The 24,600-nt window shown below is 49.2% G+C and carries 28 protein-coding genes; 5 read left to right on the plus strand and 23 right to left on the minus strand.

The genetic code is table 11. The annotated features are described in order from the left end of the window. The first annotated feature begins 174 nt into the window (after nucleotides 1–174). Both H9X81_RS10260 and H9X81_RS10265 read left to right on the plus strand, forming a co-directional pair. Nucleotides 175–819 carry a hypothetical protein gene (locus H9X81_RS10260; protein ID WP_204721731.1) on the plus strand — a complete coding sequence of 215 codons (645 nt, stop codon included), beginning with the start codon at nucleotides 175–177 and terminating at the stop codon, nucleotides 817–819. A 4-nt stretch (nucleotides 820–823) separates the two neighbouring features. Then, the gene (locus tag H9X81_RS10265) at nucleotides 824–1,105 is read left to right on the plus strand and encodes a hypothetical protein (RefSeq protein ID WP_204721733.1); all 282 of its coding nucleotides are present in this window, start codon (nucleotides 824–826) and stop codon (nucleotides 1,103–1,105) included. Between the two features lie 46 nt (nucleotides 1,106–1,151). On the opposite strand, the gene H9X81_RS10270 is transcribed toward H9X81_RS10265, so the two are convergent. The 20 genes from H9X81_RS10270 to H9X81_RS10365 form a co-directional block, all read right to left on the minus strand. Continuing rightward, nucleotides 1,152–1,634 carry a hypothetical protein gene (locus H9X81_RS10270; protein ID WP_204721735.1) on the minus strand — a complete coding sequence of 161 codons (483 nt, stop codon included), beginning with the start codon at nucleotides 1,632–1,634 and terminating at the stop codon, nucleotides 1,152–1,154. 177 nt (nucleotides 1,635–1,811) lie between these two features. Continuing rightward, entirely contained in the window at nucleotides 1,812–4,124 is a 2,313-nt protein-coding gene (recD2, locus tag H9X81_RS10275) for an SF1B family DNA helicase RecD2 (protein WP_204721737.1), read from the minus strand. Between the two features lie 6 nt (nucleotides 4,125–4,130). Beyond that, on the minus strand, nucleotides 4,131–5,249 hold the full coding sequence (locus H9X81_RS10280) for a YqaJ viral recombinase family protein (protein ID WP_204721739.1): 1,119 nt from the start codon (nucleotides 5,247–5,249) through the stop codon (nucleotides 4,131–4,133). 293 nt (nucleotides 5,250–5,542) lie between these two features. After that, complete coding sequence (locus H9X81_RS10285; protein ID WP_204721741.1) at nucleotides 5,543–5,749, minus strand: hypothetical protein; 207 nt, start codon at nucleotides 5,747–5,749, stop codon at nucleotides 5,543–5,545. Continuing rightward, nucleotides 5,746–7,392: a YodL domain-containing protein gene (locus H9X81_RS10290; RefSeq protein ID WP_204721743.1), complete on the minus strand. Its 1,647-nt coding sequence runs from the start codon at nucleotides 7,390–7,392 to the stop codon at nucleotides 5,746–5,748. Before H9X81_RS10290 ends, H9X81_RS10285 begins: the two co-directional genes overlap by 4 nt. A gap of 267 nt (nucleotides 7,393–7,659) precedes the next feature. Further along, nucleotides 7,660–7,998: a hypothetical protein gene (locus H9X81_RS10295; RefSeq protein WP_204721745.1), complete on the minus strand. Its 339-nt coding sequence runs from the start codon at nucleotides 7,996–7,998 to the stop codon at nucleotides 7,660–7,662. Nucleotides 7,999–8,136: 138 nt separating this feature from the next. Then, nucleotides 8,137–9,123, minus strand: coding sequence for a sigma-70 family RNA polymerase sigma factor (locus tag H9X81_RS10300; protein WP_204721747.1), 987 nt, complete (start codon nucleotides 9,121–9,123; stop codon nucleotides 8,137–8,139). Nucleotides 9,124–9,247: 124 nt separating this feature from the next. Further along, entirely contained in the window at nucleotides 9,248–10,552 is a 1,305-nt protein-coding gene (locus H9X81_RS10305) for a hypothetical protein (RefSeq protein WP_204721749.1), read from the minus strand. Next, nucleotides 10,539–11,018 carry a signal peptidase I gene (gene lepB, locus H9X81_RS10310; protein ID WP_204721751.1) on the minus strand — a complete coding sequence of 160 codons (480 nt, stop codon included), beginning with the start codon at nucleotides 11,016–11,018 and terminating at the stop codon, nucleotides 10,539–10,541. The genes H9X81_RS10305 and lepB overlap by 14 nt, the downstream gene beginning before the upstream one ends. A gap of 35 nt (nucleotides 11,019–11,053) precedes the next feature. Next, nucleotides 11,054–11,491 carry a hypothetical protein gene (locus H9X81_RS10315; protein ID WP_204721753.1) on the minus strand — a complete coding sequence of 146 codons (438 nt, stop codon included), beginning with the start codon at nucleotides 11,489–11,491 and terminating at the stop codon, nucleotides 11,054–11,056. 152 nt (nucleotides 11,492–11,643) lie between these two features. Continuing rightward, complete coding sequence (locus H9X81_RS10320; RefSeq protein ID WP_204721755.1) at nucleotides 11,644–12,297, minus strand: hypothetical protein; 654 nt, start codon at nucleotides 12,295–12,297, stop codon at nucleotides 11,644–11,646. A gap of 14 nt (nucleotides 12,298–12,311) precedes the next feature. Then, a complete protein-coding gene (locus H9X81_RS10325) occupies nucleotides 12,312–14,285 on the minus strand; it encodes a hypothetical protein (protein ID WP_204721757.1) in 1,974 nt (657 codons plus the stop codon). Between the two features lie 13 nt (nucleotides 14,286–14,298). Next, complete coding sequence (locus H9X81_RS10330; RefSeq protein ID WP_204721759.1) at nucleotides 14,299–16,047, minus strand: AAA family ATPase; 1,749 nt, start codon at nucleotides 16,045–16,047, stop codon at nucleotides 14,299–14,301. A gap of 481 nt (nucleotides 16,048–16,528) precedes the next feature. Continuing rightward, entirely contained in the window at nucleotides 16,529–16,711 is a 183-nt protein-coding gene (locus tag H9X81_RS10335; protein ID WP_204721761.1) for a hypothetical protein, read from the minus strand. Between the two features lie 55 nt (nucleotides 16,712–16,766). Then, complete coding sequence (locus H9X81_RS10340) at nucleotides 16,767–17,069, minus strand: hypothetical protein (protein ID WP_204721763.1); 303 nt, start codon at nucleotides 17,067–17,069, stop codon at nucleotides 16,767–16,769. An 8-nt stretch (nucleotides 17,070–17,077) separates the two neighbouring features. Next, the gene (locus H9X81_RS10345; protein WP_204721764.1) at nucleotides 17,078–17,548 is read right to left on the minus strand and encodes a hypothetical protein; all 471 of its coding nucleotides are present in this window, start codon (nucleotides 17,546–17,548) and stop codon (nucleotides 17,078–17,080) included. Nucleotides 17,549–17,574: 26 nt separating this feature from the next. Further along, nucleotides 17,575–18,213 (minus strand): DUF3846 domain-containing protein, encoded by a 639-nt coding sequence (locus H9X81_RS10350; RefSeq protein ID WP_204721766.1) that lies wholly within the window; start codon nucleotides 18,211–18,213, stop codon nucleotides 17,575–17,577. Nucleotides 18,214–18,252: 39 nt separating this feature from the next. Continuing rightward, nucleotides 18,253–18,804, minus strand: coding sequence for a hypothetical protein (locus H9X81_RS10355; protein WP_204721768.1), 552 nt, complete (start codon nucleotides 18,802–18,804; stop codon nucleotides 18,253–18,255). Between the two features lie 5 nt (nucleotides 18,805–18,809). Further along, on the minus strand, nucleotides 18,810–19,436 hold the full coding sequence (locus H9X81_RS10360) for a single-stranded DNA-binding protein (RefSeq protein WP_204721770.1): 627 nt from the start codon (nucleotides 19,434–19,436) through the stop codon (nucleotides 18,810–18,812). A gap of 13 nt (nucleotides 19,437–19,449) precedes the next feature. Then, a complete protein-coding gene (locus H9X81_RS10365) occupies nucleotides 19,450–19,674 on the minus strand; it encodes a hypothetical protein (protein ID WP_204721772.1) in 225 nt (74 codons plus the stop codon). Between the two features lie 152 nt (nucleotides 19,675–19,826). Here H9X81_RS10365 and H9X81_RS10370 point away from each other — a divergent pair, with 152 nt between their 5' ends. After that, entirely contained in the window at nucleotides 19,827–20,924 is a 1,098-nt protein-coding gene (locus tag H9X81_RS10370; RefSeq protein WP_204721774.1) for an ATP-binding protein, read from the plus strand. Beyond that, entirely contained in the window at nucleotides 20,917–21,645 is a 729-nt protein-coding gene (locus H9X81_RS10375; protein WP_204721776.1) for a hypothetical protein, read from the plus strand. Before H9X81_RS10370 ends, H9X81_RS10375 begins: the two co-directional genes overlap by 8 nt. Nucleotides 21,646–21,990: 345 nt before the next feature. Here H9X81_RS10375 and H9X81_RS10380 read toward each other — a convergent pair whose 3' ends face one another. Both H9X81_RS10380 and H9X81_RS10385 read right to left on the minus strand, forming a co-directional pair. After that, entirely contained in the window at nucleotides 21,991–22,173 is a 183-nt protein-coding gene (locus H9X81_RS10380) for a hypothetical protein (RefSeq protein ID WP_204721778.1), read from the minus strand. Continuing rightward, nucleotides 22,170–22,640, minus strand: a complete 471-nt coding sequence (locus H9X81_RS10385) for a hypothetical protein (protein ID WP_204721780.1) — start codon at nucleotides 22,638–22,640, stop codon at nucleotides 22,170–22,172. Before H9X81_RS10385 ends, H9X81_RS10380 begins: the two co-directional genes overlap by 4 nt. A gap of 314 nt (nucleotides 22,641–22,954) precedes the next feature. On the opposite strand from H9X81_RS10385, the gene H9X81_RS10390 reads away from it, so the two are divergent. Continuing rightward, on the plus strand, nucleotides 22,955–23,722 hold the full coding sequence (locus H9X81_RS10390) for a recombinase family protein (protein WP_204721782.1): 768 nt from the start codon (nucleotides 22,955–22,957) through the stop codon (nucleotides 23,720–23,722). On the opposite strand, the gene H9X81_RS10395 is transcribed toward H9X81_RS10390, so the two are convergent. Then, nucleotides 23,667–24,296 carry a hypothetical protein gene (locus tag H9X81_RS10395; protein WP_204721784.1) on the minus strand — a complete coding sequence of 210 codons (630 nt, stop codon included), beginning with the start codon at nucleotides 24,294–24,296 and terminating at the stop codon, nucleotides 23,667–23,669. The two genes, H9X81_RS10390 and H9X81_RS10395, sit on opposite strands and share 56 nt — an antisense overlap. Nucleotides 24,297–24,600 lie beyond the last annotated feature (304 nt).

Consider the following 24,600-nt stretch of genomic DNA (forward strand, 5'->3'; position numbering starts at 1 on the left):
TATCCTTCCGGCAGCTACGAATGGCTGCCGCACTTTGCTGTTCCCAATGCAGGGGATCAGCGGTCATTTCTTCTGTAACGATGGTATTGTATCCCCTTTTACTGCATACTGTCAAGGTTTTTTCAGGTTTTCTGAGTACTGGCCCAAAGATATACTCAAATATGAGGTGATTTTATGCGAAAGGAATGGATTGGCCTGGTTGCCGGCCTGGCGTTTGCTTCCCTGACGGGATGCTCTGCCAGCAGCGATACTCAAGCGGCTGGGCAAGAACCAAGCAGCGTTGTATTCGATAGCGTATCGACCCATCTTGACTACGCTGCCATTACGGAAAATGTTGGCCCGATTGCATCAGTATCATGCTGGACTGAACCAGAACAAATTCCGGTTCGGGAGATCCTCGGCTGGTATCTTCGGTACTATGCTGAGTTATACAGTGATGCTGATGATCCGTTTGCGACATATCGGAGGGCTGATGATCCCGATCTCCTGCACATTGGAGCAGCCGATTTTGAACAAGCGGCTATGTCTTTTTTTGGTACGGATTCTGAGTATCTTCGGAACGAATCCGGTGGCTTCTACGATGAGGCCAGCAACGAGTACATCGTCCCGGAGACCCTGAAACAGGCATCTATATCCTGCACCGTGCGCAGTTCGGAGTTGTCCGGGGATCTGGTGCAGGTCCAGTTTGACCTTACTTCCCAAACATTGGGTCAGAAATCCTACTTACTGAGCATAGATCTCCAGAATGGTATGCGCTTCAAATCCTGCCAGGAGATCCTGGAGTCCAGTGCAGCCAATGAAGAGGAGAAAGGAGAATGAAGAAGTGAGCGACGCATCATTGACTACCCTGGGGGTCATCTTTCTGGTATGTCTGTTCTTCTGCACCATTAACAAAACACTGTCAAAGCTCATGGGCGGTGTCGGTTTTTTTCTGATCATCCTGATTATTTTCCAATCGAAAACCGGCACTACAATCATTGATTTTTCCCATATCGCAGAATGGCTCCTGAGTTTTGGACGGCGAGTGGCAGAATGGACTGAATCGAACCTTTTGCCAAGTCTCTCAGAGCTTGCCCGAGTGATTGAAGAAGGTTTCCTCAAATGAAAAAAAGCCGGAAGAGCAGGTGCGGCGCCTGTCTCTCCCGGCTTTTTTATGACACTTCAATCGTGCTGGATACAATCGTGTGGTCGATCCGGAGCCGTTCCAGTGTCTCAGATGTCAGATCCTGGCCGTCTCGGGGCTTCTTGAAGTAGAAATCATACTTCTGGCCGATCACGAACCGCCGATAGCGCTCATAGGTAAAGCTGATGGTTTGCCCGTTTTCCGTTGTAAAGATCACAGACTTTGCCCGTTTGAAGGCTGTCTGTGAGGTTGGATCGAAATACGCAACGGCACCCTCAAGGACCCCCAGAGGGCGAATGTCGGTGCAGGTCAATCGCATGACGAAGTACTCACCTTGACGGGCGATCTGATAGATCTGATAGCCATAGAAAGCACAGCCGATGGCAAGGAAGAACCCAGGAACAAGCAGCTGGTATTGTCCGGTCGAGATGGCCAGGATCAGCGCAAGCACTGACACCAGCGCCGCCAGCATCCCCCAAATTATGATCCGACTCATAAAAAATTTTGGCATAAAAACGCACCTCCTATCTTCAGTATAGGAGGTGCGTTTCGTTTGGAATACCTAAAACAATCCGAGAAAAAAGAAAAGCACTCTTTCGAGTGCTTCCCTTTTCGATCTTCTTTTCAGAAAATCAAATAGTATTGGTCAAGTAGAATATACCATGAGGTTGCCAAAATGTCAACACTCTTAGATAATTTTTCTTGACCTTTTTTCATTTTGCAGGAAATGATCCAGGTTCGTGTTGCGCTGCGTCTGGTTTTTACGCCGGATCGCATAGTCCAGAACAGCCTTCTGTCCGAACAAAAGGACCTTTTCCTTCCCACGAGTGATAGCGGTATAGATCAGGTTGCGGTACAGGACGATGGCCTGCGACCAGGAGAGCGGGATCAGGACCACTTTGAACTCAGATCCCTGGCTTCTATGGACCGTCAGGGCATACCCAAGCTGGACATTTTTCATGTCCTCATGGTCGTATGCAACGCTGCTGCCTTCATCGAAGTCAAAGCTGATGATGACCTTTTCCGGGTCATCTCCATTTGCTGGCCGGATTTCCCGGATCACTCCCATATCACCGTTTGAAGCGGTGTCGGTGTTCTTGCACTGGACGATACGGTCCCCCACATAGAAAGTGCGGTTGCCGATCGTTACCCTGGGAGTGCCAGGCGCATTCTGGAACATACTGCTCTGTACGCTCTGGTTGATCTGCTCAGACGAAAGCAGAATCTTAGTCCTGCGGGGGCAAAGTATGGCTACTTCTTTGATACCATACTGCTTGACCAGCTCCAAGTAGGTACGAACGACCTGTTCATGCGTTGGGAGATCGGCCTGTGAGCCGGCGCCCTTCATCGGCTGGCCAACTGTTTTCAGGCTGAAACTCCCATCGAAATTCAGGTGGGTGTCCCCTGCCCGGATCGCCTGGGCGTTCTTAACGATGGAGCTTGTCTCGCTCTGCCGATAGATCACATCCAGCCGAACGACAGGGATACAGTCCGAATCGATCAGGTCTTTGAGGATGGCGCCGGCGCCAATGGAGGGAAGCTGGTCCGTATCACCGATACAGAGGAACCGGGATCCCATCGGCAGTTTTTCAACGATGGCTGACATCAGCACATTGTCCACCATACTGCCCTCATCGATGCACAGGAAGCCGGTCTCATCGCTCATCATGCTGTGTCCAGAGCGTATGAGATCCTCCTCTCCTTCCCTGGGAGTCAGCCCTAAACCACGATGGATGGTGTAAGCCTGCTCCCCGGTGGATTCAGACATCCGCCTGGCTGCTTTGCCCGTGGGGGCCAGTAGCAGGACCTCCCGCTGATTGCAGAAGATGTGGTACAGGCGCAGGATTGCCACAAGGATCGTTGTCTTGCCTGTACCCGGGCCACCGGTGATGATGCACATTTTGTGCGTCAGCGCCGTCAGGACGGCCTCCCGCTGCTTCGACGCCAGGGTGATACCCAGTTCCTTCTCCACTTCCGAGAGCGCCTTTTCCAGGTCATGCAGGGGGATCTCATCGCTTTCCGGCAGCGGCGTATTGATATACTCCATCAGGCCGGCTGCGATCCCCTTCTCTTTCTCAAGGTCTTTCGCCAAATAGATCTCCTTGGTGCCATCTTCAAGAACATAGGGGGACGATGCCAGTTTGTTGGACATCAGCATCGCATTGATCTCTGTCATGACTGCATCCTTCTGGATCTGCTCCTCTTCCCTTTCAGCTCTGAGATTCAGCAGCTCCAAAGCCTTGGTAAGCAAGGTATCAGATCGGACGAACAGGTTCCCGTTCGTTTTTTCCTTTCTGATCGACTCAACCAGGGCAGCCTGGATCCTCAAGGGAGAGTTGAGCGGTGTCCCCAGCGATTCGGCGATCGAGTCTACCGTTGCAAAGCCGAATCCATTGACTTTACAAAGGCGGAACGGATCGTTCTTGACGATTCCCAGAGTGTTATAGGGGAACGCTTCATGGATCTTCTTGATTTTGGACAAGCTGATTCCATATTCCCCAAAGAACAGCGCAAGATCCTGAATTTCACGGGTTTTGCTCACAGATTCCGCAATATACTGAGCGGTGACATCACCAATGCCTTTCACCTCAGTAAGCCGTTTCGGATCATGTGTTACGATTTCTGGAGCTTCCTTACCAAAGGCGTCGTAGATCCTCTCTGCTGTTTTGGGACCGATCCCAGGGAACAGGCCTGAAGAGAGATACTCGATGATTGCATTCTTGCTTTTGGGTGTCTCTTCGGCAAAGCTGTGAACCTGTAATGCTGATTTGCCTTTTGATTTACGCCAGGCGCCCGTGAATTTCACGGTCAGCTGTTCCAGCTCGGGCAGGAAAACTCCCTTGGCTACAAAAGTGCCGCTCCGCAGAAACTCATCCGGTGTGTTCTCCGGCGCTTCGATGATCTCATAAAGGGAGATCCGGTACCCCTCATCATTACCCCAGAGGCGCCGGATAAAGCGCCCACGGATCATGCTCTGTTCTTCTTCTGTGATTTTTGCCATTTAGCTTCACTTCTTTCTTCCCTTCGGGACTTTCTTCTCTTTGCTTTTCACATACAGGCTCCGGCTGGAGGAGGACTGGATATACCCTTCCTTGCTCAACAGGTCGAATACCTCCGGATGCTCCTCTTTCAGACGATCCAGCCCATCTGCATTGACAGAACGGCGGTTCGTCACCGTGTAACCAGCCCGGTAAACGGTCAGGGCGCTCTCAAGAACGCCGGCATTACTCTTATTCCCCAGGAACTCAACCAGTGGAAGCTCGTTTAGGTCTCTCTCCTGCTCCTTGGCTTTAAGCAGTTCGTTCAGCTTGCTGATCTCCTGCCGGATCTCCAGCGATTTCTGGATAGTCGGAAGCAGATAGGTCGGTATCTGGGCGTCCTCATCGCTTTTAGGGCCTGCGCTGTAATAGCGAATCAGAGACTTTTTGAATGCGGTCGTGTCTGCTTCCATGGGTTCCGTGGGAGGGATGCCCTTCTGAACATTTTCCCAGAACTCATGAACGATCAGCGGGATTCTCTGCCGATCTTCGTCGGTCAGACTCACGCAGTAGTAAATCAGATCCTCCGACAGGTTGTTTCCGCCGTTGCTGTATGCCAGGATACAGTGAGTCATTCCACGGACCAGCATCCCGAATTTGCATTGGGCTACATGGCCCAAGTCAGGGGCTGCAAGGTGCTGGTAGAACTTCTTCTTTGATACCGTTTTTGCTTCAAACAGCACCAGCTCCCCGGCAGCCAGGTCGACGCCAGACACTCTTCTCGGCTGCTGCATCATGAAAATGCCGTCAATATCCACACGCATATATGGATACTGGATGCTTTCCACCATTCGCTTGTCCCGGATCGGGATCGCTCCCAGTTCCAGGCCGATGGTTCCCAGCATGACGGGTTCGAGAGCGTGGCCTATGTCGAGCCGGTACTTCGACAGGAGCGAGACCTCCTCGCTGATTTCATCCGGGTTTGTCTTATCGACAAACAGGTCAACTGCGGTCCGGAATGTACTCAAGCCCAGCAGGACCGGGAAATCCGATCCGCAAATTGCCTTTTTCCGCTCCCGCAGCCAGACTTCCCTTGATACATTCTCTGTATCTTCGAGAATTGTCCGGAACACATCTTTTTTTGCCATACCAATTCCTCTTTTCAGTGTAGTTTTTGCTGGCTTTCCCAGTCAGCTTTTGCTTGCTCTATATGAAAAGACACCCGCTGCAAGCAGCCGGCGCCTTGAATTTTCGTATAACAAAAAAGGCATGACCGGCCCAGAGGGCGCAATCATGCCTAATTTTTGTATCCTTCCGGCAGCCTGGATCAGCTGCCGCACTTTGCTGCCTCCATACAGGAGATCAGCGGTCCTTTCTTCCGTAATGATGGTATTGTATCCCTTTTTACTGCATACTGTCAAGCCTGGGAAGCGCAGGCCCTTCAGAGTGTGGGCATCGTCTCAAGGAGCTGCTCTTGAGCGGCTGCGGACAGTTCCTGCACTTCAGAGATCTTCTGTGTGAAGCTCTCCTGCTCCTCTTGGGTGATGACATACCCACTGATCTCGTTGAGCTCTGCGATGTAGTCGGCAAAAATGTCGATGCAGCGCTCCAGAAATACCTTTCTATCCATGTTCTTCACCTTTCTCATTCTTCGGGGCCAAAGAAATCGGGGATTTCTCTAAAACCTATGCTGTCAACGAACCATGCTGTCTTTTTCATATCCTCTTCCAGGACGATCACATCAGATACGGACAAGCTGTGCCCATGAAAGCCATCAGGGATTTCCATATTGAAAATATAGAAGATCTCTTCAAGCGTGAAAGTCTTTTCAAGTTCACCGGAATAGGCTGAAGCATAGTTGTCGCAGACCACCTTTTCACCGCTGTTGATGAATTTCTCATAGGAGAGGAACCTGACTCTGTTCAGATTGTCCTGGTCCTTGAGCTGGTAGATGTCAAGCCATCGCTTCCCCGGGTGATAGGTGCTGACAGCAAAAGCATTCTCACCATTGGACATGATGAGATACCGCCCTTGTGCTGCCATGCCTGCTCTGTGGTATCCTACGGCCTCCAACTGATTTTCCGTCAGGCAGACCACTGCAGCCTCCTTCTGGCCGGCGCCAGTGACGGAGTATGGCTCGCAATGGCCATCCGAATTGAAGTAGGGATTGTCCCATGCAGAGAAGGGGATCCCTATCCCGGGCTTATGAGTATCATCGATCAGGTCATACGGACGAACCATATCAAACCCTATTTCATGATCTGCTTTGGACAGAATCTCCATCACATCCAAATCGTCACGCAGTTGATCTATGATAGAAAAATCACTCACAAGGAAGTTCCTATTTCCACGGACATGAAGAATATCGATAGAACTCATACCGTTCATGTTTTCTATTCCCAGCGTCAGATGGGCGTATGGAACCCCATGTGAATCCACATCATTCTCAGCAAGATTGCATGGCTGCTTTCGCAGTTCAATAAACCGTGCTTTGGCTTCTTCAAATGTCTTATAATGCTCCAGAGGACTTCTGCTCTGAGGCACAGAAGGTACAGCCCAGGTCTTAATATCCGGGATAATATAGAACCCCCAGCTGTGCTTTTCCTGGCTTTCCGCTGCAATGCGCTTCCTCAAACAGTTCTCCGCCCGTTCCAACACCTCTGGTCCGATAGGCAGGCAATAGGGCGCTTTGATCTTAGTCGAAAAACCGCAACTGTTATAAACGAAATCAGCTTCATTCAGGCCACCCGCTATGAAGTAATTACGATAGTTTGGCGCATCAGTTTTGGCATCCCTAATAGCATAGTTAAGGCCTGTTTCAATATGCGCAAGGATCTCTCCCTCTACTTCGATCACAACATAGTACCAGCCAATGTAGCCATTCGCACCTGTACTAAGCTCTACGGAAAGAAGCCGGTATGGTTTCAGGCCAAGCGCCATGCTGCAAGCGTTATCGGCTCGCTCCTGGAAAAGAAGGCTATGGTATGCCAGCTGCTTTGTTATTTCAGTGATTTTAGGGTTGTACCACATCAGGCTTGCATCGACCATCTTTGTCTGAAGCTGCTTGGTTTTAGACTTGGGTGTAAGTGCGTTTCCCAGGAAGAGCTTTATTCCGCTGTCAAACAGAATTGAAACATCGCTCGTTCCTCTCCACTTTCCCGAGCAGGGGCTGGTAGTAATGGTTCCGGTGTTGTAGCCGAAAGTTCTGGCAATCACATCAATTTTCTCCTGCAGCGAAAGATCTTCGTAACAGGAATAGCATCTCTCCGCAATTCTCTCAAAGTGTTTCATAAATATCTCCTTTCAGTTTGCCTATATTTTAACGGCTGGTACCTGGGGCCTCGCCGTTATGGCCTTTTTTGCATAAAAAAAAGACACGATCTGCCCAAAGGGCATAATCGTGCCTATTTTTTTGAATCCTTCCGGCAGCCTGGATCAGCTGCCGCACTTTGCATCTCCCATGAGGGGATCAGCGGTCATTTCTTCTGTGATGGTGGTATTGTATCCCTTTTTACTGCATACTGTCAAGCCGGGGAAATACCGCCATTGAGATTACTGTTATTCTTTCAATCGATTTTTGTCTGCCCAGTCGAGATACCCATGCAGAACTGCATAGAATTTATCACTCTCGTTTAAGGTTCGCATAATTGCATCGATTTCTTTATCTTCTGTTTGGGGCTTATCAATTTCAAAAGACAGCAAATATCCTTTTAATACGGTATCCAAAATATGTGCCCATACATTGCAAACGAGCTTATGTTCATCGGACATACCAATACCATATTCGACATAGATTTGAACATCATCACGCCCAATATCGTTTATAGGCATAATAAATCGTATGCATGAGATTCTCTGAATATCAATTTCATCTAAATAAATTGGAAGGGATTGCATATATCTTGTTCTCCTTTTTACTGATGATAGAACTTTTTTATCTAATATCGCTTCTATCCGGCTTTTTTGGCTTGTCAAGCGATTTCCGACCTCATTTATTTCGGAAATGTCTATGCAAAACGGCGGCTTGGTGGGGGATTAAGCGACGAATCGGACCTGCTTCTTGAAGCGTCCCTTGGTGGCAGCAACCTCGATTTCGATGTAGTTATCGTACACACGGAGGATATTGCTGACAGAGTGGCGCTTGTCATTTACAAGCAGTGGGGTCCCATAGTGCTGCTTCTTCAGCAGCCATTCGCCTACTCCCTCCACGGCGAGGGACTCACACAGGCCCTCCTCATACTCATCCGGGTTCTGGACGATCACATCAAAGATCACATCTTTCGCAAAGCGGATCTCGTAGTCCTTCCCCAGCAGATTGACCTTGTGAGGGTGGTAATTTCCCATGTAGTACCGGAACAGAGGGTGGCAAGAGATGATCCTTTTACCAAGGCTGTACAGACTGGAAACAAAGGGTTGGGTCGTTCCCATGATTTTGGCGATCTGCTCTCTGTCATAGCCATATCCACGCAGTATGCAGATTCGGACTGCAGCTTTTTCATTGGCTGCCGACCGGCTTTCCCAGATATACTTGAGAATCTCCATCAGCTCAGTGGGGGCCTTGGACTCAATGGTAAACTGGTTGACCTCGCCATTACTGATTAGCTTTTCCAGCGCTTCAGGGGTGATGTCTGTATCCATCGAAAGAGTGGCAGTATCGGGATATTTGGACTGCATCTCAGCGATCATCGCATGGCGGATCACCTTTGCGGCGTAAGAGGAGAACTTGTAACCCTTGGACTCATCAAAACGCTGCGCTGCTCTCCAAAGACCGATCAGGCCCGCCTGGTATACCTCATCTATGTTGTTGCGGTTGATCCCACGAATGGACTTCATGCACCACTGGACCAGTTTCTGGTTCTCCCGAACGATTTTCTCAATGCGCTCCTTTTCAATTTCTTCCTGCGACTTGCATTGCTTCTTGGGCTTTGCCGGCGTGCAGACCGCAGGCTGATCTATATCGAAAAAGGAGAGCTGTTCATATTCCAATTCAGAGCCTGCTGCTTTTTTCAGGGCGTATTGCATACGAAAACTTCCTCCTTTTAGTAAAATGCTTCTTATTTATAATATACCTCATTTCAGAGCATTTAGCAAGATGTGCGCACAAAAAAACAGCCGTGCCATGGTACTGGCACAGCTGCTTTCGATGTCAGTTCTCTTCTGGGGTATCTTCGGCAAGGGCGTTCAAAAGCGCCACCCGCTGTCCCAGGTCGATCGAAGATCCGCCGTAGCTCTCTTCAAGGTAGTAAGAGAAGAGGGCATACGAGGTCTCCTTAATGATGCTTGGCTCCTCCCAGTATCCGAAGGCGTTCAGGAAATCGTGCTGGATCACCTTTTTCCCGAGATACGGGTCCTCAAACGACCATACCAGGGCAAAGGCGCCGTCCCCGTTCTCATCGCAGTAGAACTTCGGCGTGTACTGGACTGTGTCCATGTACTGCTGTCTCAGTCCCGCTATGTCGAAGTCATCGGGAAGGTCGAACCCTACCTTGTACATATCATCCTTGATCTTCTGTCGGAAGGCGCCACGCTCGATCAGAGCGTCGAGGTTCCCTTCCTTTGCCAGTTCGAGGATCTGATCCATGTCCTTGGACATGGCACTGCTCCTGGTCGCTTCTTTCGCCCCTCCTATGGCATTGTTCAGGAGGAGATCTCCGCCCCGTGTCCCATAGAATTTGATCCCGCCCCAGAAGAAGGCGTACTGGACAGTGGCGTCGCTCTCAAAGAAATAAGAGGTGCAGCTGTACAGCACCGGGACATCATCTTCAATGATGAAGCGTAGGCAGATAAAATCGGTTCCCCTCTCCACCTGTTCCAAATTCATACTGGCAATTTTTTTGGCTGCGCCTGTGCTTTGGAAGGGGGTGTACTTCTCCGTCTGATCGGCGCCGGCAGCCATTTCCTCTGCAGTCAGCGTCATGTACGGTGTAGTAACAGTCAGGTATACGCTGTACGAGTTCCCTTCCTTCGGGTCCCCGGCATAGCCGAGGATCTCATACTCCGTATACTGAGCCATGTTCCGGAAGGCATCCAGCATATCCTGGTTCTCTTCTACGGCTTCCAGCATATAGCGCAGGGGGTTGTAGGTCCCGCTATAAGTTCGGGCAGAGACCTGATCCACAACGCCCGGCTCCAGCGCCAGCAGCCTGGGCAGGAAATTCGCTATCCCTTCCTCGATCTGCTCTTTGGTAAGCGTGGTCGAAGGCGGGTCCTCATCGAAAGTGCTCGGGAAGATCTGCTCGTAGTTATAATCTTCCGGGTTTACATCCGGAAGGTCGGATGCCAGGTGGCTGTCCGAGGACTCGATCTGTTCGCTGTTCTCCTGCTGCGGCTTGTTTACTGGCGTCTGTTTGTCCACATCTCCGCCAAAGAAAAAGGTGGCACAGACCAGCGCTGCCAAAAGCAGCACAATAATCACTATGGCCTTTTTCCCGCCGAGATCAAGTTTGTTCAAGCTCATCATCTCCTCCTAAAAAAGGCAGGGTCAGGATTCTGGCCTTCTCGATAGCCACAACTGAACTGCCTGGTATATAAGGGTCCTCCCAGTAGCGGGAGTCATAGGAATGTTGCCGGTTGTCTCCCAGCATCAGGTATTCCCCTTCCGGCACTTCAAACTCCTGGCTCTGTCCCTGCCGCTGAAATTCAATGTACGATTCCTCCAGAGCGCTGCCATTCACAAAAACTGTTCCGGCCTCATCGATCCTGATTTCGTCCCCGGGCAGCCCGATCACCCGCTTGATAAGCAGCGCTCCATCCATCTGAAATACAGCAATGTCACCACGCTCTATTTCAGAAAACTGACGGCTGCCGATCAGGAGATCCCCGCCTTTCAGCGTAGGAGCCATGCTTGCGCTGGGCACATAGATCAGCATCCAGAATTTTTGCAGAATGATAGTCGGGATTATCATTGCAAGCAGCATGAGAAAGATCAGCTTTGAAAAGGAAACTGACCCTTTCAACTGAGCGGGGACACTGGCGGCCGATGCTCGACATATTCGGTGGCGTCCTCAGTCGCTTCCTCCAGCTCATCCTGATCCGGCAGCTCAAAGCCCAACGACCCTTCAAAACTTGGCTGGGTTGTTAGTTTGAGCTGGTCATCGATCTTCTGGGTCCCGCTCCCTTCTCCATCTTCGCCGAGCGACACATATTCACCGCCATCCATGTAGCCTTCCAGTGAGGACGGCATTTGCAGGTGATAGCCCTCCACCGTGTCCTCCGGAACATCCGAGTCCCTCACATAATCAAAATCAGCCAGGAGAATATCTTCATCGAGAATGTCTGAGCTGATCCATGCCTCGATCCCGGCCCGGGCAGTTACGGTATTCAGCGCCAGGGCACCCACCAGGACTGCCCCAGTGGCCACAGCAGCCACGGTGATACTCTTTCTCGTCATATACTGAGTATATGAGCGAACGGTATGCCGCAAAAAAGTAATGAACATTAACAGCATCTTTTCACCTCCCTTCAAATAGAGTATAGTCTGTCGCTTTTTGGTAAAATACCTGGATTGATAAAAAAAGACCGGGAAAACCCGGCCCTTTTTTATCAATCGAAATCATAGATTTCAAAGTCATCAGGAGAGGAAAGTTCAGCAGCTTTACGGCTCTTTTCCAGAATCCCCTTCCTGCGCTCGGCTTTGTACGGCTCGATCACATTCCTGATGAATGGGGCACCGTGGGTCATCTCCCAAACATTGAGATATGCCACAATGTCAATGAAAAATTTCTGGATCTCATCATCGGAAAGAAACTTGCGGACCTCATGTTCCGCCTTGAACTTTCCATTTTCAGAAGTGCCGGCCCTGATGGAAATTGCCCAGGGGTACTTCGCCTTCTGATTGTTTCTCATAGGCGTCCGGGTGATCCGAAAAACCTCTACCCGGTTGTTACCGAACGATGAGAAATCCTTGGTGGTGGACCAATCAAAGTTCCGTTCCGTCATTGTGAGCATCCCGATCTTTTCATGCAGCAGCCGGATCTCGGACGGATCCAAGTTGTAGGTCAAAAAGACGGAAGGATTGCTTTCAAAGTCGGTCAGGATCAGCTTGATGCGGCTGTACCGTGCGTGCAGACTCGCCGGGCATTTATCCGGATCACCGTTCAGGTCCGGGGGCTGCAAGTAGTCACAGGCGGCAATCAAGGTCTTTTGATTGGTGATGAAAGCGATCTGGCTTACATCGGGTTTAGTATTCTTTCCCATTTTCTTTACTCCTTTTATCGGATCTTCTTCAATTCCCGCTTCACTGTCATGGACAGGATTTTGGGGATCATGGAAAGGTCCGTTACATCAAATATTTGATCTCCGTAAATTTCGCACAGGTTGGGCATATCGCTCCGCAGGGCAGATGCAAACACCAGGATCCCGTTTTTCTGAGCATTTTTCAGGGATTTCTGCACATCCTCAATTCCCTCTTGCTGTGTATTATAGAGAGAAGGCAGGCCGTCCGAGATAATGAACAGCATCTTCATCGCCTCCGGACGCTCATTCAGAGCCTCCAGGGCGAAATTGATTGCTGCACCATCACGGTTTCCTCCCCCACATTCGATTGCCCCGATCCGATACCGGTCCTGGGGGTCATACTTCAGGAGGCTTGCTGCCACACCAATCTCAACGCAACCGCTGCCTGTCGTGTGATCTGCCACCATAACGGGGAATCCCATGCTGGTACAGAAGTCATAGAGGATTAGAGCGGTCCGCTTCGCTATATCCAGTTTGGAAAGCTGGATGTCCCCATCTTTCACTCCAGAAAAATAATCCATGGAACCGGAAGCGTCGATCAGCAAAGCCACTGCAACGGAAGGCAGAGCAGCAGGCGCTATGATCTGCGAGAAATATTTGCCATTCATGCGATACAGACTGCGGGTATCCAGCCTCTTTCCGAAAGCAAGTCCGCTGACCCGATAACCCAGCTGCGTCGTTTGGAAGAAACGGCTGAGTTCTTTGGTGAGCTTCTTGGCGATCGGTGCGCAAGTTGGCTTTACAGATGCGTACCAAAGCGGGTCCTCCTCCATGAGACGCTCAACCCGGATCGGAAAACTGTCCGCTGCGTTGGCCATGCTCTGGAGCTGCCGCTGGATCTCTGTACTTTCTTCCTGGGCGATCCGTGACTTGACTATCTCATCTATGACTTCCTGGAGTGGATCCTCCGAAGGAAGATCTTCCTCTTCCTGAGTTTCACAAGGATTGCTGTGATCGTCAGAATTGCCAGGACCGCCCGGATTCCCGTATTGTCCAGAAGTGGGGATCCGGCTCATCAGCTGAAGATTACCAGCCCCATCCCCCTGCGCATTGCGCAGAAATTCAGGGAGCGATTCGCCAACCACCAGGAGCGGTTCCAACAGGTCCCAGTTCTCGGTCATCAGGTTGGTGACAAGCTCCTTGCGCTTCATCGTGTCGGCGCAATCGGCGCCATCGGATAAGCGTGGAAGCCACAGCACAACCCGGTCATAGACTTCTTTCAGCTCGGGAATGGCTGCCAATTCCGGGCGGATCTCGCCCATTTCAAGGGCGTAGAGCAACTCATTGTAAAATATCCAGAGCGGCGGTAATTTTTTATCCTCCTGGATCTCCGATGATCCGAAGAGGGCACGGTTCAGTGTTTGCAAGGACCGCTTGATCGTCTTGGAAAAGGCCCGTGACAAGCACCTCTCGATGTACACATCTTCCAGCAGATTGTCGAACTGGTGGTAGATTTGGGCCACCAGGTCCCGGATCTGTTCGTTCTTCAGCTTTTTTGCGAGCTGCTTCAAACCTTTTTCATTCTCCGGGGTCACATCCATGTGCGTCGGGAACACCTGTCCCTGGAGAAAGGTTTCTCTCTGGATCTTCATGATGGAAAAATCCGTATAGATCCAGTGGGCAAATTCATGGAACGCCAGCCCATGGACACATTCGCTTCGCTCTGCCCTGGTTTCGAGAGCAGTGAACGCCGGATGTCCAGCGTTCAGTATGATCGTCCGCTTATCAGTTGCACCCGTCATCGACTGGGGATCAGTGTCCCAGATGATTTTGAGGTCGAATTTGAGGTTTTCCTGCCCGGCATTTTTCAGGAGAAAAGTGCCCAGGGTCCGAAGTTGTTTCTTGTACGCTTCAGACAGGAAAATATCCTCATCTGTCAGGGAGGATTTTGTGCTTTCAATGAACCTCTTGAGATCCGCCACACGGATCAGTGGTTTCGGCTTCTGCATGATCGTCCCTCCCTCAGATAATCTGATCCAAACAGCTGCGGACCGCCGCAACATCATCCGGATCTTCTCCTACGGATGGAAGCAGGGTGTAATCTGCAGCTGCACGCATATTGCCATTCAGAAGGACGGTTGCCTTTGCCCAGGCGATGATCTCTCTGGTACCGATATTGCCGCCGGAAAGTTCCAGCTGACAGGTCTCATTGATCTGCTCCGCAATCTTGACAAGCCCTGTGCATTGCCCCGCTGAGAGCTTGGGCACATGGTTCATGATGCGCTTTACCATCTCTTCCTGTGTCGGCTGATTCAGTTCGCATTTTAGGTCCAGTCTGGAATATACAGACTGGTTCCCCTCCACGGTGCCGTTATACCCAGGGTTCTGGGTAAACACCACGACTGAGTCGGGATGCCGGCGGATCACTTCTCCTGTGGACAGGTGCAGAACACCATTCTCCAGGATATTGTTGAGTCCCACCAGGACGCCCGGCTTCAGGATGCAGTTCATTTCCTGCAACTCGATGAGCCAGCCGTTCAGGAAGCCAAGGGTCAGGTCAGAGTACACGACCTTGAACTTCGGACTGCTACCAGTGAAGCATTCAGGCATCTGCTTGCAGGCGCTCATCAGTCTGGAAACCAGTACGGCGAAGCACTCATCCGACCCGACGCCAGGATCCTCTTTACCGGTCAGCGCTTTGAAGGTCTCCACCGGGAAGGCGGCGATGTCAAAGAAGCTGGGCAGCTCAAGTCCCGTGTCCTTCAGGGTATGGAGGATATACTCATAAAGCTCCTCACTGCTCTGGATCTCCGAATCTGTGTTCGGAACCAGCGTAGCTGTCAGGTCGAACAGCTCCATATCACTATGGCCTGTTACGACACCATACGGCAGCCCCAGCATAGACGCCAATGCCTTTGCCCCTTCGGTCTTACCTGATCCGGCAGGGCCTCTGAGCAAAATGTTGCGGAAGGGTCTGTCAAAAGCAGCCGATCCTGATACCATGCGGGCCATATCGAGAATTTCGGGAGACGGAACATACCAGTCCGGGATCGTAAGAAGCCGGCTCTTTTCTTCTGCAGAAAAAGAACGACCATTCGTGATCCGGAAATCCATGGTCTGCTGATTCGAGTGATCCGCCTTACCGGTTCTGAGATCCTCCCGGATCAGCTCCCTCAGTTCATTGGCAGGATAAGAGATCAGCGAATCGGTGAGTGTGACCGACGCACCAACAACAAGGCCGTCGGATAAATACCCGAGCTCTTTCTGCCCATCAAACACCTTGTTGAGTTCGGAAGTTTTGAGTACCGTATCTTCAACGATCAGATCATAAATTGTTTTTTTCCCCAGACTCTCCTTCAGGCTTTTATAGATCTCCTGAAAGGTATCCAAAATCGGACAGGTAAAATCCTCATCCACAGCGAAATACCAAAATTTCTGCTCATACTGTTCACGAAACTGCTTTACCAGATCAAGATATTGCAGAGGTTCGCCTTCAACCGATTTGATGAGGAGGAGCATGGAGCAGATCTCTTGCCGGACAAATGCCTCCGACAGGCTCACGCTCCCCCAGGACTTCTCGATGGGATCATACAAGGAGCCATGCACTATTTCAGATCCAAAGCGATCGTACTCCAAAAAAATGACTTTATTGGAGGACTTGTCGAACTTGGAGAGGAACAGATACCGGTGTTCCTTTTCTGCGCTGATATGGTACAGCGCATACTTGTAATCGAGCCGGTTGCCGCATACGGATGCGATGGCGTTCAGCACATGGATCGGGATCTGTGCTTTTTCGATGTCCTTCTTTAAGAGGGGGTCAGCTCCGGGATCATGTCATGCAGATCTTCGGTGTCAGACACAGGGAGAGTAACCAGTTGTGCAATGCTGTTTTTCATCTTTCATTTCTCCTTTTTGAAGAATTTTGTGTTCTTATATGTAAAAAGGCACCCGCTGCAAGCAGCTGGCGCCTTGGATTTTCGTATAACGAAAAAGGCATGACCGGCCCAGAGGGCGCAATCATGCCTAATTCTTTATATCCTTCCGGCAGCCTGGATCAGCTGCCGCACTTTGCATCTCCCATGAAGGAATCTGCGGTCATTTCTTCTGTGATGGTGGTATTGTATCCCTTTTTACTGCATACTGTCAAGTGTTTCAGGACCATTTCAGGCCGGAAATACCGATCGCCCGCTGCACACTGAAAGAAAAAAGACCGCCGGCTATGGGCGGTCTTTGAGTTGCTGATTCTGGGATCTTACCGAACGAGGTGAGTGCTGCTTACTGCCTTGTAGTGGCCATCCATCTTCATAGGCTCAACCTCCACTTCATTCAGCAAATACTCCCATGTGTACTTAGGATACAGCTGTCTGTCACTGCTGAGAATCGTGCGGTCATCAAAATGCACGGCTCTCCAGTCGTTGTCATCAATGAGTTTCATTTTCCTCTTTCCTTTCTATCTGGATCGTCAGGCGGTTTATCCGCCGATCCCGGTTTTAGTAGATCCTGCTGTACTGAGAGCTTTTGATTCGCTCCTGGAGCTTCTGATACTCCTGGTACTCTTCGCTGCCTTCATCTGCTGCCTCCATATTGTCATAGTCCAGGACCTCAAAGGTCACGGGTACAGTAGAATAGGCCCCCATCACGATCCCCTCCTCCACGACACAGATCACGGATGCAGGGTGATTTCCATGGGGCGCAGTGTCTCTGTTTGCTGTGATCTCACTGCACTGTTCCTGAGTATGCTCCAGAGAATCCAACCAGTCTCCATACCGCATATCATTCTGATTTTCTCGCATTGGCAGTCTCATTCCTTCCCACTGTTTTCGGTTTCACGCTGGGAATCCCACAGCGAAACAAGGGCCGTCTCATCCTCGGTCAGCTCTTTCCGCCATGCCTCGGTTTCCGGATCATCGCTTTCACCTTCCCAGAAAGCGTAAAGCTCGCTGACCCGTTTATCACCGATCGAAAGGCGCAGACTCAGATCTTGGATTGCGTTCCCGCAGCCCAAGCGACAGAGAAAATCGCTGATTGCAGCTGCAGCACCTCGATAGAACTCACGCTGCTTCTCATTCAGGCAAACCTGGGATGCCATGCTGAGATAAGTTTCCATACAGCTCCGGGCTTCCTGCTGAATTTCCTCTTTTGTGAAGGCTTCAACACTGGGAAGCCCACGCAGATCATCCATCACTACATCAGGATCGATTTTTTCATCCAGATGGAAATATGCACTGAACCACTCAATGGCATACTTTCTGCTAATATGGTCGGTATACATCTTTTTAACCTCCTAAGTTACCTTTTTCAGTTTTCAAAATACTTGCTGAACTTCTCGATATATTGCTGGTCGAGAGGGCCGAAATGATCGCCCTTGAGGCTCGTCAAAACGCAAGTGCCAGTGATGTAATCATAAGGCTTGCCATCCGGGCCTTTCAGATACTGATTGAGTGGCTTCCCCTTCAGTTTCCCTTCTATATCGCAGATTAGTGCGACCGGGTCAGTAAACGGACAGCGCGCTTCGATGTATTCAGTGCCGACCTCGGCCCGCAATGATTTCAGCGTGAAGGCGATCTCCTTGACATAGGGGGCCTTTCCAGGTTCGATCACCAGTGCGGGTCCCTTTTCCGACTCTCTCAACACCTCATCAGCCTGATTTTCAATGGACGCCATGATCTCGTCGTTCATGTAGATGGCGTTACTGTTCTCTCCCTGATAGCGCCAATAGACATCCTCAAGGGGATGGGAGCTTTTCAGCAAAGCGCTTGCTTGTTCAGCGGTCAGTTCGATGGTCTCCATGACCTCCATAATATCCTTGCGGACACTGAACTCGTAGCCTCGGTCAATGATCTCATCCGGTGACAAGGTTGTCAGCCAGCTGTGGTATGCCTCAAGTTCATTATGCATTTTCTTATACAGAGCGTCGATCAGTTTTTCTTCGTTCATTGTGTATACTCCTTTCGGCATCAGTTATGATAGGGCGGTTTAAGCGCACCCTACCTCCAGGCCATCCTGGTCCTGGCCCCAGCTCACAAGCAGCTCGTTATCCGGTGTCAGATCCGCAGCGATGCCTTCTTCCCGCAGGATATTCCGCAGACTGTTCAGCACCATAGCTTCGGTTGGCAGCTTGAGGGATTTGTACTCATTCAGATTGCAGGAATGGATCGAGGGATCGCAGCATGAGATCTCCGAAAGCACTTCAGCGACCTGCTCCTCTCCTGATGGCTTGTCTGCAGTGCTTACAGACCACCACTGCCTTGCTCGCCGATCGGCCTCTTCCTGGGTCATGGGTTTCTCTTGCAGCTCAATGGGAATGAACTGCTTCTGGTTCTGTGTTTTGTCCTGGGACACGCCCTGGGGTTCATCGCACCGCTTCTTCCGGCCCTTTACAAGGTACAGCCGGTCCAGCAATACAACGCCGATCCAAGCGGCCACAGCGGGCATCCACAGCATGGCCGCCAAGGCAGCCAGGCAAATCATCAGTCTGAAGATCCGACTCGGATTTGAAATTACATTCACGATAAAAGGTTTTTTCATTTTCTTCAGCTCCTTTTGCTCCTGCCATAGTACGCCTCATACAGACGGACCCCAAGTTTTCCACTTTGAAGGACCTCAAGCCGGCCAGTAACGATCAGATGCGCATTCTTGCACAATTTCATCTTCTCGATCTGGCTCGCTGTTTCGCCGAATGCAGTGCATATCATAGTCAGGTAGGTTTCATGGACATCTTTCGATTTCGGGTCTGTAAACATCCAGAACGCCGCTTTTTTGTAGTCGCCGTTGTCCTGGACAAACTCTGAGTTCGGGAATGGCCGCACGCCGCCCTCCATAAAGACCACAGATCTTCTGGGGGAGCTTTCGGTGCTGGCTTCTACGCCGTCAGCAACCAACTGGATCTTATCGACCTCTGCGCCGTTCCGATCCTGATAGCAATACCGGCGAAGCCGACCATCGACACGCAGCAGGCTGCCTTCCTTCACTGCATTTTCGATCAGCTCTCTCTGAGCTGATCTGGGATAGAACAGAATAAGCTCAAGCGAGGCACTGGTGCTGTCCGGGGTGCTTCCTTCGATGCGGCATTGGACTGTTTCCAGCCTTACCTTTCCGTTGTCATCCTGAAGGCACTGTACGGAAACAGGAAGCAGGTCTGCGATGATCTTACATGACATTTTCATCTCTCCTTTATGTTTTTCTATGTAAAAAGGCACCCGCTGCAAGCAGCTGGAGCCTTGGATTTTCGTATAACAAAAAAAGCATGATCGGCCCGGAGGGCGCAATCATGCCTAATTCTTTGTATCCTTCCGGCAGCGTGAATCGGCTGCCGCACTTTGCATCTCCCATGAAGGGATCAGCGGTCATTTCTTCTGTGATGGTGGTATTGTATCCCTTTTTACTGCATACTGTCAAGACTTTTCCTCTCCTTTGAGTGAATGTCCTGATCCTGGCTACTTATATCTTTTTATATCAAGAACGATTTGGAATGCCGTAATAAAATTACGGCATTCGTTGACTTGGCGCTTTGATATGGGGTATAATTAAGACGAAAGTGGGTGGGCAATATGTTAAAACTATTTGAAGTTACAGGATTCAAGAATTTTGAAAAAACCCTCCGGTTGGATTTCTCTGATGTTCGTGATTATAAATTCAACGATTTCTGTGTTGTAGATGGCTTACTCAGTAAGCTCATTGTTTATGGTAAGAACTCTTCTGGTAAGTCCAACTTGGGATTAGCACTTTTTGACATTGTGTCACATCTGACAACAAACAATGTAACACCAGGCTTATATGATTATTATTTGAATATAAATAACAAATCTGGATACGCAGAGTTTCATTATGTATTCAAGTTTGGTAACGATGAAGTCGATTATCGTTATCGAAAAAATGACAAGCAATCTCTTATGTACGAATTTGTTGCAATTAACGGAAAGCGCCTTTTCGATTACAATTATGACTTTGGCATTGGCAATCTGTCAGGTTTGGAAGCAGTAACTACAACTCTAAATCTTTCTTTCCGTGATAATGATTCCATGCTGAAATATGTCATCAATAATTCGGCTCTCCCAAACAATCATCCGCTTTACCAGATGCAGCGCTTTGTATCTCGCATGCTTTGGTTCCGCAGCTTGGATGAAAATCGCTATATTGGTTACAAGAAAAACAGCAAGGATTATTATGACTTCATTTTCAAAGAAAATATGCTCATGGAGTTTGAGTCATTCCTACACAAAGCGGGCATTCAGGAAAATCTGATTGCTATAAATGATGCCGATGGGACCAGGCGTCTGTATTTTGACACCCCAAAGCCACTGCCATTTTTCAAGGTAGCGTCCAGCGGCACAAAAGCACTTTACACTTTTTTCTATTGGTACAAAACCTCTGCTGATGTTTCCCTGATGTTCATTGATGAATTTGACGCTTTCTATCATTATGAGTTATCAGAAACACTTGTAGATCTGCTGGAACACAAGTCTGGCTTCCAAACAATCCTCACTTCCCATAATACGAACTTACTCTCCAATCGGATAATGCGCCCGGACTGCTATTTCATTCTGGCGCAAGGGGAACTTACATCGTTTGCCAATGCTACTGATCGGGAGCTTCGGGAAGGACATAATCTGGAAAAGTTGTATATGAGCGGTGAGTTTAATGGATAAGCAGAAACGGAAAATTCTCGTTCTGGTTGAGGGAGCAAAAACAGATGTTGCATTGATGGAGCGACTACTGTCTGTTTATGAAATTGACTTCAAATATGAAATCATCTCCTACTGTACGAATATCTACACGCTGTATCATGAGATGTTTGAGGATAATGATCCGGAGGATATGGACCTTCTCCAGTTACTGAAGTCCCGTGAAACTGATCCATCCAAAAAAGCGCTATTCGATGACTTCTATTCTGATATTCTATTGATCTTTGATCTTGATCCACAAGATTCTGGATTCGCACCAGAGAAGATCAGCGATATGGTGAACTATTTTGTAGAATCATCGGATATGGGAAAGCTGTATATCAATTATCCGATGGTTGAAGCGTTCTATCACATGAAATCTATTCCTGATGATGATTTCGATTCTTACTATGCCACTCTTAGCGAACTGCGTGAGGGAAACTATAAGGCTCGTGTGAATCGTGAAAACCGGAATCATGATTATCGCAAGTTTGCTGCAACTAAAGAAGAATGTAATATCGTTATTCGTAAAAATATCTCAAAAGCATGGGGGCTTATCCAGAAGGAATCGAGAGGAAACTTAATTCCAACACAAGGAGAAATCCTTGCAGCACAGCTGAATGATATTCAAAATGAAGAACGGGTAGCTGTTCTCAGTACTTGTCCGTTTTTCATCCCGGAATATAACCCTAAATTGATAGACTAAATCCAGATTACATCAAAAAAGAGACTGTTCCTGAACATTTTGTTCGGATACAGTCTCTTTTTATATTATTGATTGGCTCTCCCGCCTATTAACTCTGCTTCATGTATATGGCATTATCTCTGATAAAATTTAGAGAAGGATCAAGCAGCCAAGAGCTAAGTTATGCTGCAGGCAATATACTGGGTTTATGTGTTAGGAGGTATACTGTTGATATAATGGCAATCACACCAATACAACTTACTGCCGCCGGCCATCCATCAAGGTGAACAGAAATCGAGACTGAAGCATTGTTTGTCAGTTCTGAAGTGACACTATCAAAATACTCCGATCTATTTTCCATGGTCATTATCGAATCCTTTCATAAAATCCTTTTTTCCGAATTATTGTTCCTCCATTGACAGCTCCCCCTAAAGAACCTGCTGCTTTGTTCTTGCGATTGGGATCGTTTTCGTACAAGGCAATCAAGTGATGATAGGCATCTGTTATAGATAGGCAGTCCCCCACATTGGGAAATACTCTTAAAATCATTGTGCTGCTTCCCCTTCCTTTAATATTGCAATAATTCTACAGATACGATCCATAGACTCCGGATCTGACTTCTGCAGAAGGTGTGCAAATATAGCTATAGCTTCTAATTGATCTGCGGCAGTAAAACTCGCTTCATACGAATTGGCAGCGGGTATTTCCGTATATGTCAGCAGTCTCTTTCCAACGAGATATTGTTCATAATGAGTACTGCATTTCTTCAGCAAAAACATTGACATTCCACGAAGATGATTTCCGATTGCAAAGCTATGTACAATCTGCTCGGGTATTTTGATTTCAAGAGTTACCATATTGCTGTCGGAAACCATTGGCGTTTGAAGCTGTACATCATACCTCGAATAAAGGTTTAGCGAAATAAACTTGGCTGCATCCCGTAAATCTCTTAATGCATCCACTGCCCTTATGCGCGGGTCTGCAAATTCTATCCGTACAATTTTTGATACAAGCATTGCGGCGCCCCTCCTCCTCTTTTTATTACATTGTTATTCGCTGAACAATTATATCAATTACAAGCAAAACTGTCAAGGACCCCGCTACCCTTTTTGTTAAATTCTTTAGCTGAATAAAGTGGATCTATACTCTATTCAGAATCAAGTAATGTCTCCAGATCTTTGAAGATAATATGATAATAGGTGGCTTTATATCAAAATTGAAGTATGCGGAAAACATATCAAAATTAGCTGTCAAAAGGCAGAAAAGGCCACGATGAAAAGATATGGAAACAGACGATCGTTAGTTTCAATATAAAATTGGAGGGATTTTCATGATTTGGGGTTACGCAAGAAAAAGTCGCCCGACACAGAACATCGAGCGACAGATCAGAAATATCAAAGCAGCATACCCGGAAGCGATCATCGTCCAGGAGGCATACACCGGAACAACCATGTCCCGGCCTGAATGGAATAAGCTGGAAAAGAGGTTGGACGCCGGCGACATGGTCGTGTTCGACAGCGTATCCCGAATGAGCCGCACCGCCCAGGAAGGGGTCGAGGTCTACAAGAAGCTCTATGATGCTGGTGTGGCACTTGTATTTCTCAAAGAGCCGCACATCAACACCTCCGTTTTCCAGGAAGCGGCGCAGCGGCGCATCAACACGGTTATCAATACCGGCAGCATGGCCACGAACAATTTTACGGCTGCCATCATCGAGGCCGTGAACCAGCTGCTCATTGACCTTGCCCAGGAACAGATCCGGCTGGCCTTCGACCAAGCCGAGAAGGAAGTCCTCGACCTCCGGCAGCGTACCAGGGAAGGCATTGAGACAGCACGCTTGAATGGAAAGCAGATCGGCCATCTCAAGGGATCTACCTATACCACAAAGAAGAGCGTCCGGGCCAAGGAGCAGATCCGTAAGTACAGCCGGGCGTTCCAGGGCACGCTGGTTGACAAGGACTGCTGGAAGCTGATCGGCATTACCCCCAATACATATTATAAGTATAAGAAGGAGATGCTTGCGGAAGTGGCCGCCGGTGGGACTACTTCCTGCGAGGATCCGTCTGAGCGTGCTGTTGAGCCGCCAGGAAGGAAATGACCTTCTTTCCTGCCAGGTCCGGACTCTCCTGCTTCGGTGTGGCGTTCTTCCAGCCAGAGAACTGCGCACCGACCAGGGGAACCTCGGTCAGCGACAGGAGATACGGGGCGATCTTCGGGTCCCCATTTTTAGTCCGGCCCACTCGCAGCCGTCCCTCCACAAACTTGAATCTCCCCGGGTGGTCCAGCTTGACGCTCCGATTGTCGATGATGGACCGATAATCGTCCGGTGCCAGTGAGTCCTTCAGAAGCGAAGTCGATACCTCCCAGGGTTCAGCCAGCGGGAGCCGCTCCTCCATGAGCTGACGGCGGAATTTCAGCTCCCGCTTCGCCTGGTGCAGCGAGGAGAAGTACATCACATCAAAGTCGATCTTCCCATACGGGGCGGTGGGCTTGTAGCGGGTCGATTTTACGCAGTAGACTTTATTGTGCATCAGCTCGAAGATGACTTTCCTCTGGAGTCGAATGAAGTCCAGCTCGTCCTCTGACTCCGGGCCGACCTTCAGCATCCCTTCGATAAAGGAATAGAGATACAGGATCAGTTCATTTCGTGTCATGTTTTCAAAATCAATCACAGTTGTTCCTCCCAGTTTTTTCTCTCATCTACATTCTATCCCAAAAAGAGAAAAAAGGCGACCTATTGCGTGAACAATGGGTACGCCTTTTTTATGCTGGGGCTAAAAGAGTTGTTGGTTGCGACCAGACCGTGGAAGGAACATCTTTCAGGCGATCGGCGCTTGTCATAAGCGCTGATCTAACCCAGCGCCTACATTGTATTTATTTTTGTGCATCATGTCAATCTGCGGGACTGTAAATTTTATGTAAACCCGGTAAAAAAACAGATTTAGCAGACAGCTCCGCAAGGATATATTGTAAGTG

This window comes from Hydrogenoanaerobacterium saccharovorans (assembly GCF_016901815.1).
Classification (GTDB): domain Bacteria; phylum Bacillota; class Clostridia; order Oscillospirales; family Ruminococcaceae; genus Avimicrobium; species Avimicrobium caecorum.

Excerpts from the sequence above, each read along its gene's own strand:
- H9X81_RS10360 (WP_204721770.1), bottom strand. The coding sequence starts at position 19,436 with ATGTCATGTAAGATCATCGCAGACCTGCTTCCTGTTTCCGTACAGTGC.
- recD2 (WP_204721737.1), bottom strand. The coding sequence starts at position 4,124 with ATGGCAAAAATCACAGAAGAAGAACAGAGCATGATCCGTGGGCGCTTT.
- H9X81_RS10315 (WP_204721753.1), bottom strand. The coding sequence starts at position 11,491 with ATGACGAGAAAGAGTATCACCGTGGCTGCTGTGGCCACTGGGGCAGTC.
- lepB (WP_204721751.1), bottom strand. The coding sequence starts at position 11,018 with ATGCTGCTTGCAATGATAATCCCGACTATCATTCTGCAAAAATTCTGG.
- H9X81_RS10355 (WP_204721768.1), bottom strand. The coding sequence starts at position 18,804 with ATGAAAAAACCTTTTATCGTGAATGTAATTTCAAATCCGAGTCGGATC.
- H9X81_RS10375 (WP_204721776.1), top strand. The coding sequence starts at position 20,917 with ATGGATAAGCAGAAACGGAAAATTCTCGTTCTGGTTGAGGGAGCAAAA.
- H9X81_RS10320 (WP_204721755.1), bottom strand. The coding sequence starts at position 12,297 with ATGGGAAAGAATACTAAACCCGATGTAAGCCAGATCGCTTTCATCACC.
- H9X81_RS10300 (WP_204721747.1), bottom strand. The coding sequence starts at position 9,123 with ATGCAATACGCCCTGAAAAAAGCAGCAGGCTCTGAATTGGAATATGAA.
- H9X81_RS10380 (WP_204721778.1), bottom strand. The coding sequence starts at position 22,173 with ATGATTTTAAGAGTATTTCCCAATGTGGGGGACTGCCTATCTATAACA.
- H9X81_RS10350 (WP_204721766.1), bottom strand. The coding sequence starts at position 18,213 with ATGAACGAAGAAAAACTGATCGACGCTCTGTATAAGAAAATGCATAAT.
- H9X81_RS10290 (WP_204721743.1), bottom strand. The coding sequence starts at position 7,392 with ATGAAACACTTTGAGAGAATTGCGGAGAGATGCTATTCCTGTTACGAA.
- H9X81_RS10340 (WP_204721763.1), bottom strand. The coding sequence starts at position 17,069 with ATGCGAGAAAATCAGAATGATATGCGGTATGGAGACTGGTTGGATTCT.
- H9X81_RS10370 (WP_204721774.1), top strand. The coding sequence starts at position 19,827 with ATGTTAAAACTATTTGAAGTTACAGGATTCAAGAATTTTGAAAAAACC.
- H9X81_RS10270 (WP_204721735.1), bottom strand. The coding sequence starts at position 1,634 with ATGCCAAAATTTTTTATGAGTCGGATCATAATTTGGGGGATGCTGGCG.
- H9X81_RS10295 (WP_204721745.1), bottom strand. The coding sequence starts at position 7,998 with ATGCAATCCCTTCCAATTTATTTAGATGAAATTGATATTCAGAGAATC.
- H9X81_RS10345 (WP_204721764.1), bottom strand. The coding sequence starts at position 17,548 with ATGTATACCGACCATATTAGCAGAAAGTATGCCATTGAGTGGTTCAGT.
- H9X81_RS10385 (WP_204721780.1), bottom strand. The coding sequence starts at position 22,640 with ATGCTTGTATCAAAAATTGTACGGATAGAATTTGCAGACCCGCGCATA.
- H9X81_RS10285 (WP_204721741.1), bottom strand. The coding sequence starts at position 5,749 with ATGAGAAAGGTGAAGAACATGGATAGAAAGGTATTTCTGGAGCGCTGC.
- H9X81_RS10335 (WP_204721761.1), bottom strand. The coding sequence starts at position 16,711 with ATGAAACTCATTGATGACAACGACTGGAGAGCCGTGCATTTTGATGAC.
- H9X81_RS10280 (WP_204721739.1), bottom strand. The coding sequence starts at position 5,249 with ATGGCAAAAAAAGATGTGTTCCGGACAATTCTCGAAGATACAGAGAAT.
- H9X81_RS10325 (WP_204721757.1), bottom strand. The coding sequence starts at position 14,285 with ATGCAGAAGCCGAAACCACTGATCCGTGTGGCGGATCTCAAGAGGTTC.
- H9X81_RS10390 (WP_204721782.1), top strand. The coding sequence starts at position 22,955 with ATGATTTGGGGTTACGCAAGAAAAAGTCGCCCGACACAGAACATCGAG.
- H9X81_RS10260 (WP_204721731.1), top strand. The coding sequence starts at position 175 with ATGCGAAAGGAATGGATTGGCCTGGTTGCCGGCCTGGCGTTTGCTTCC.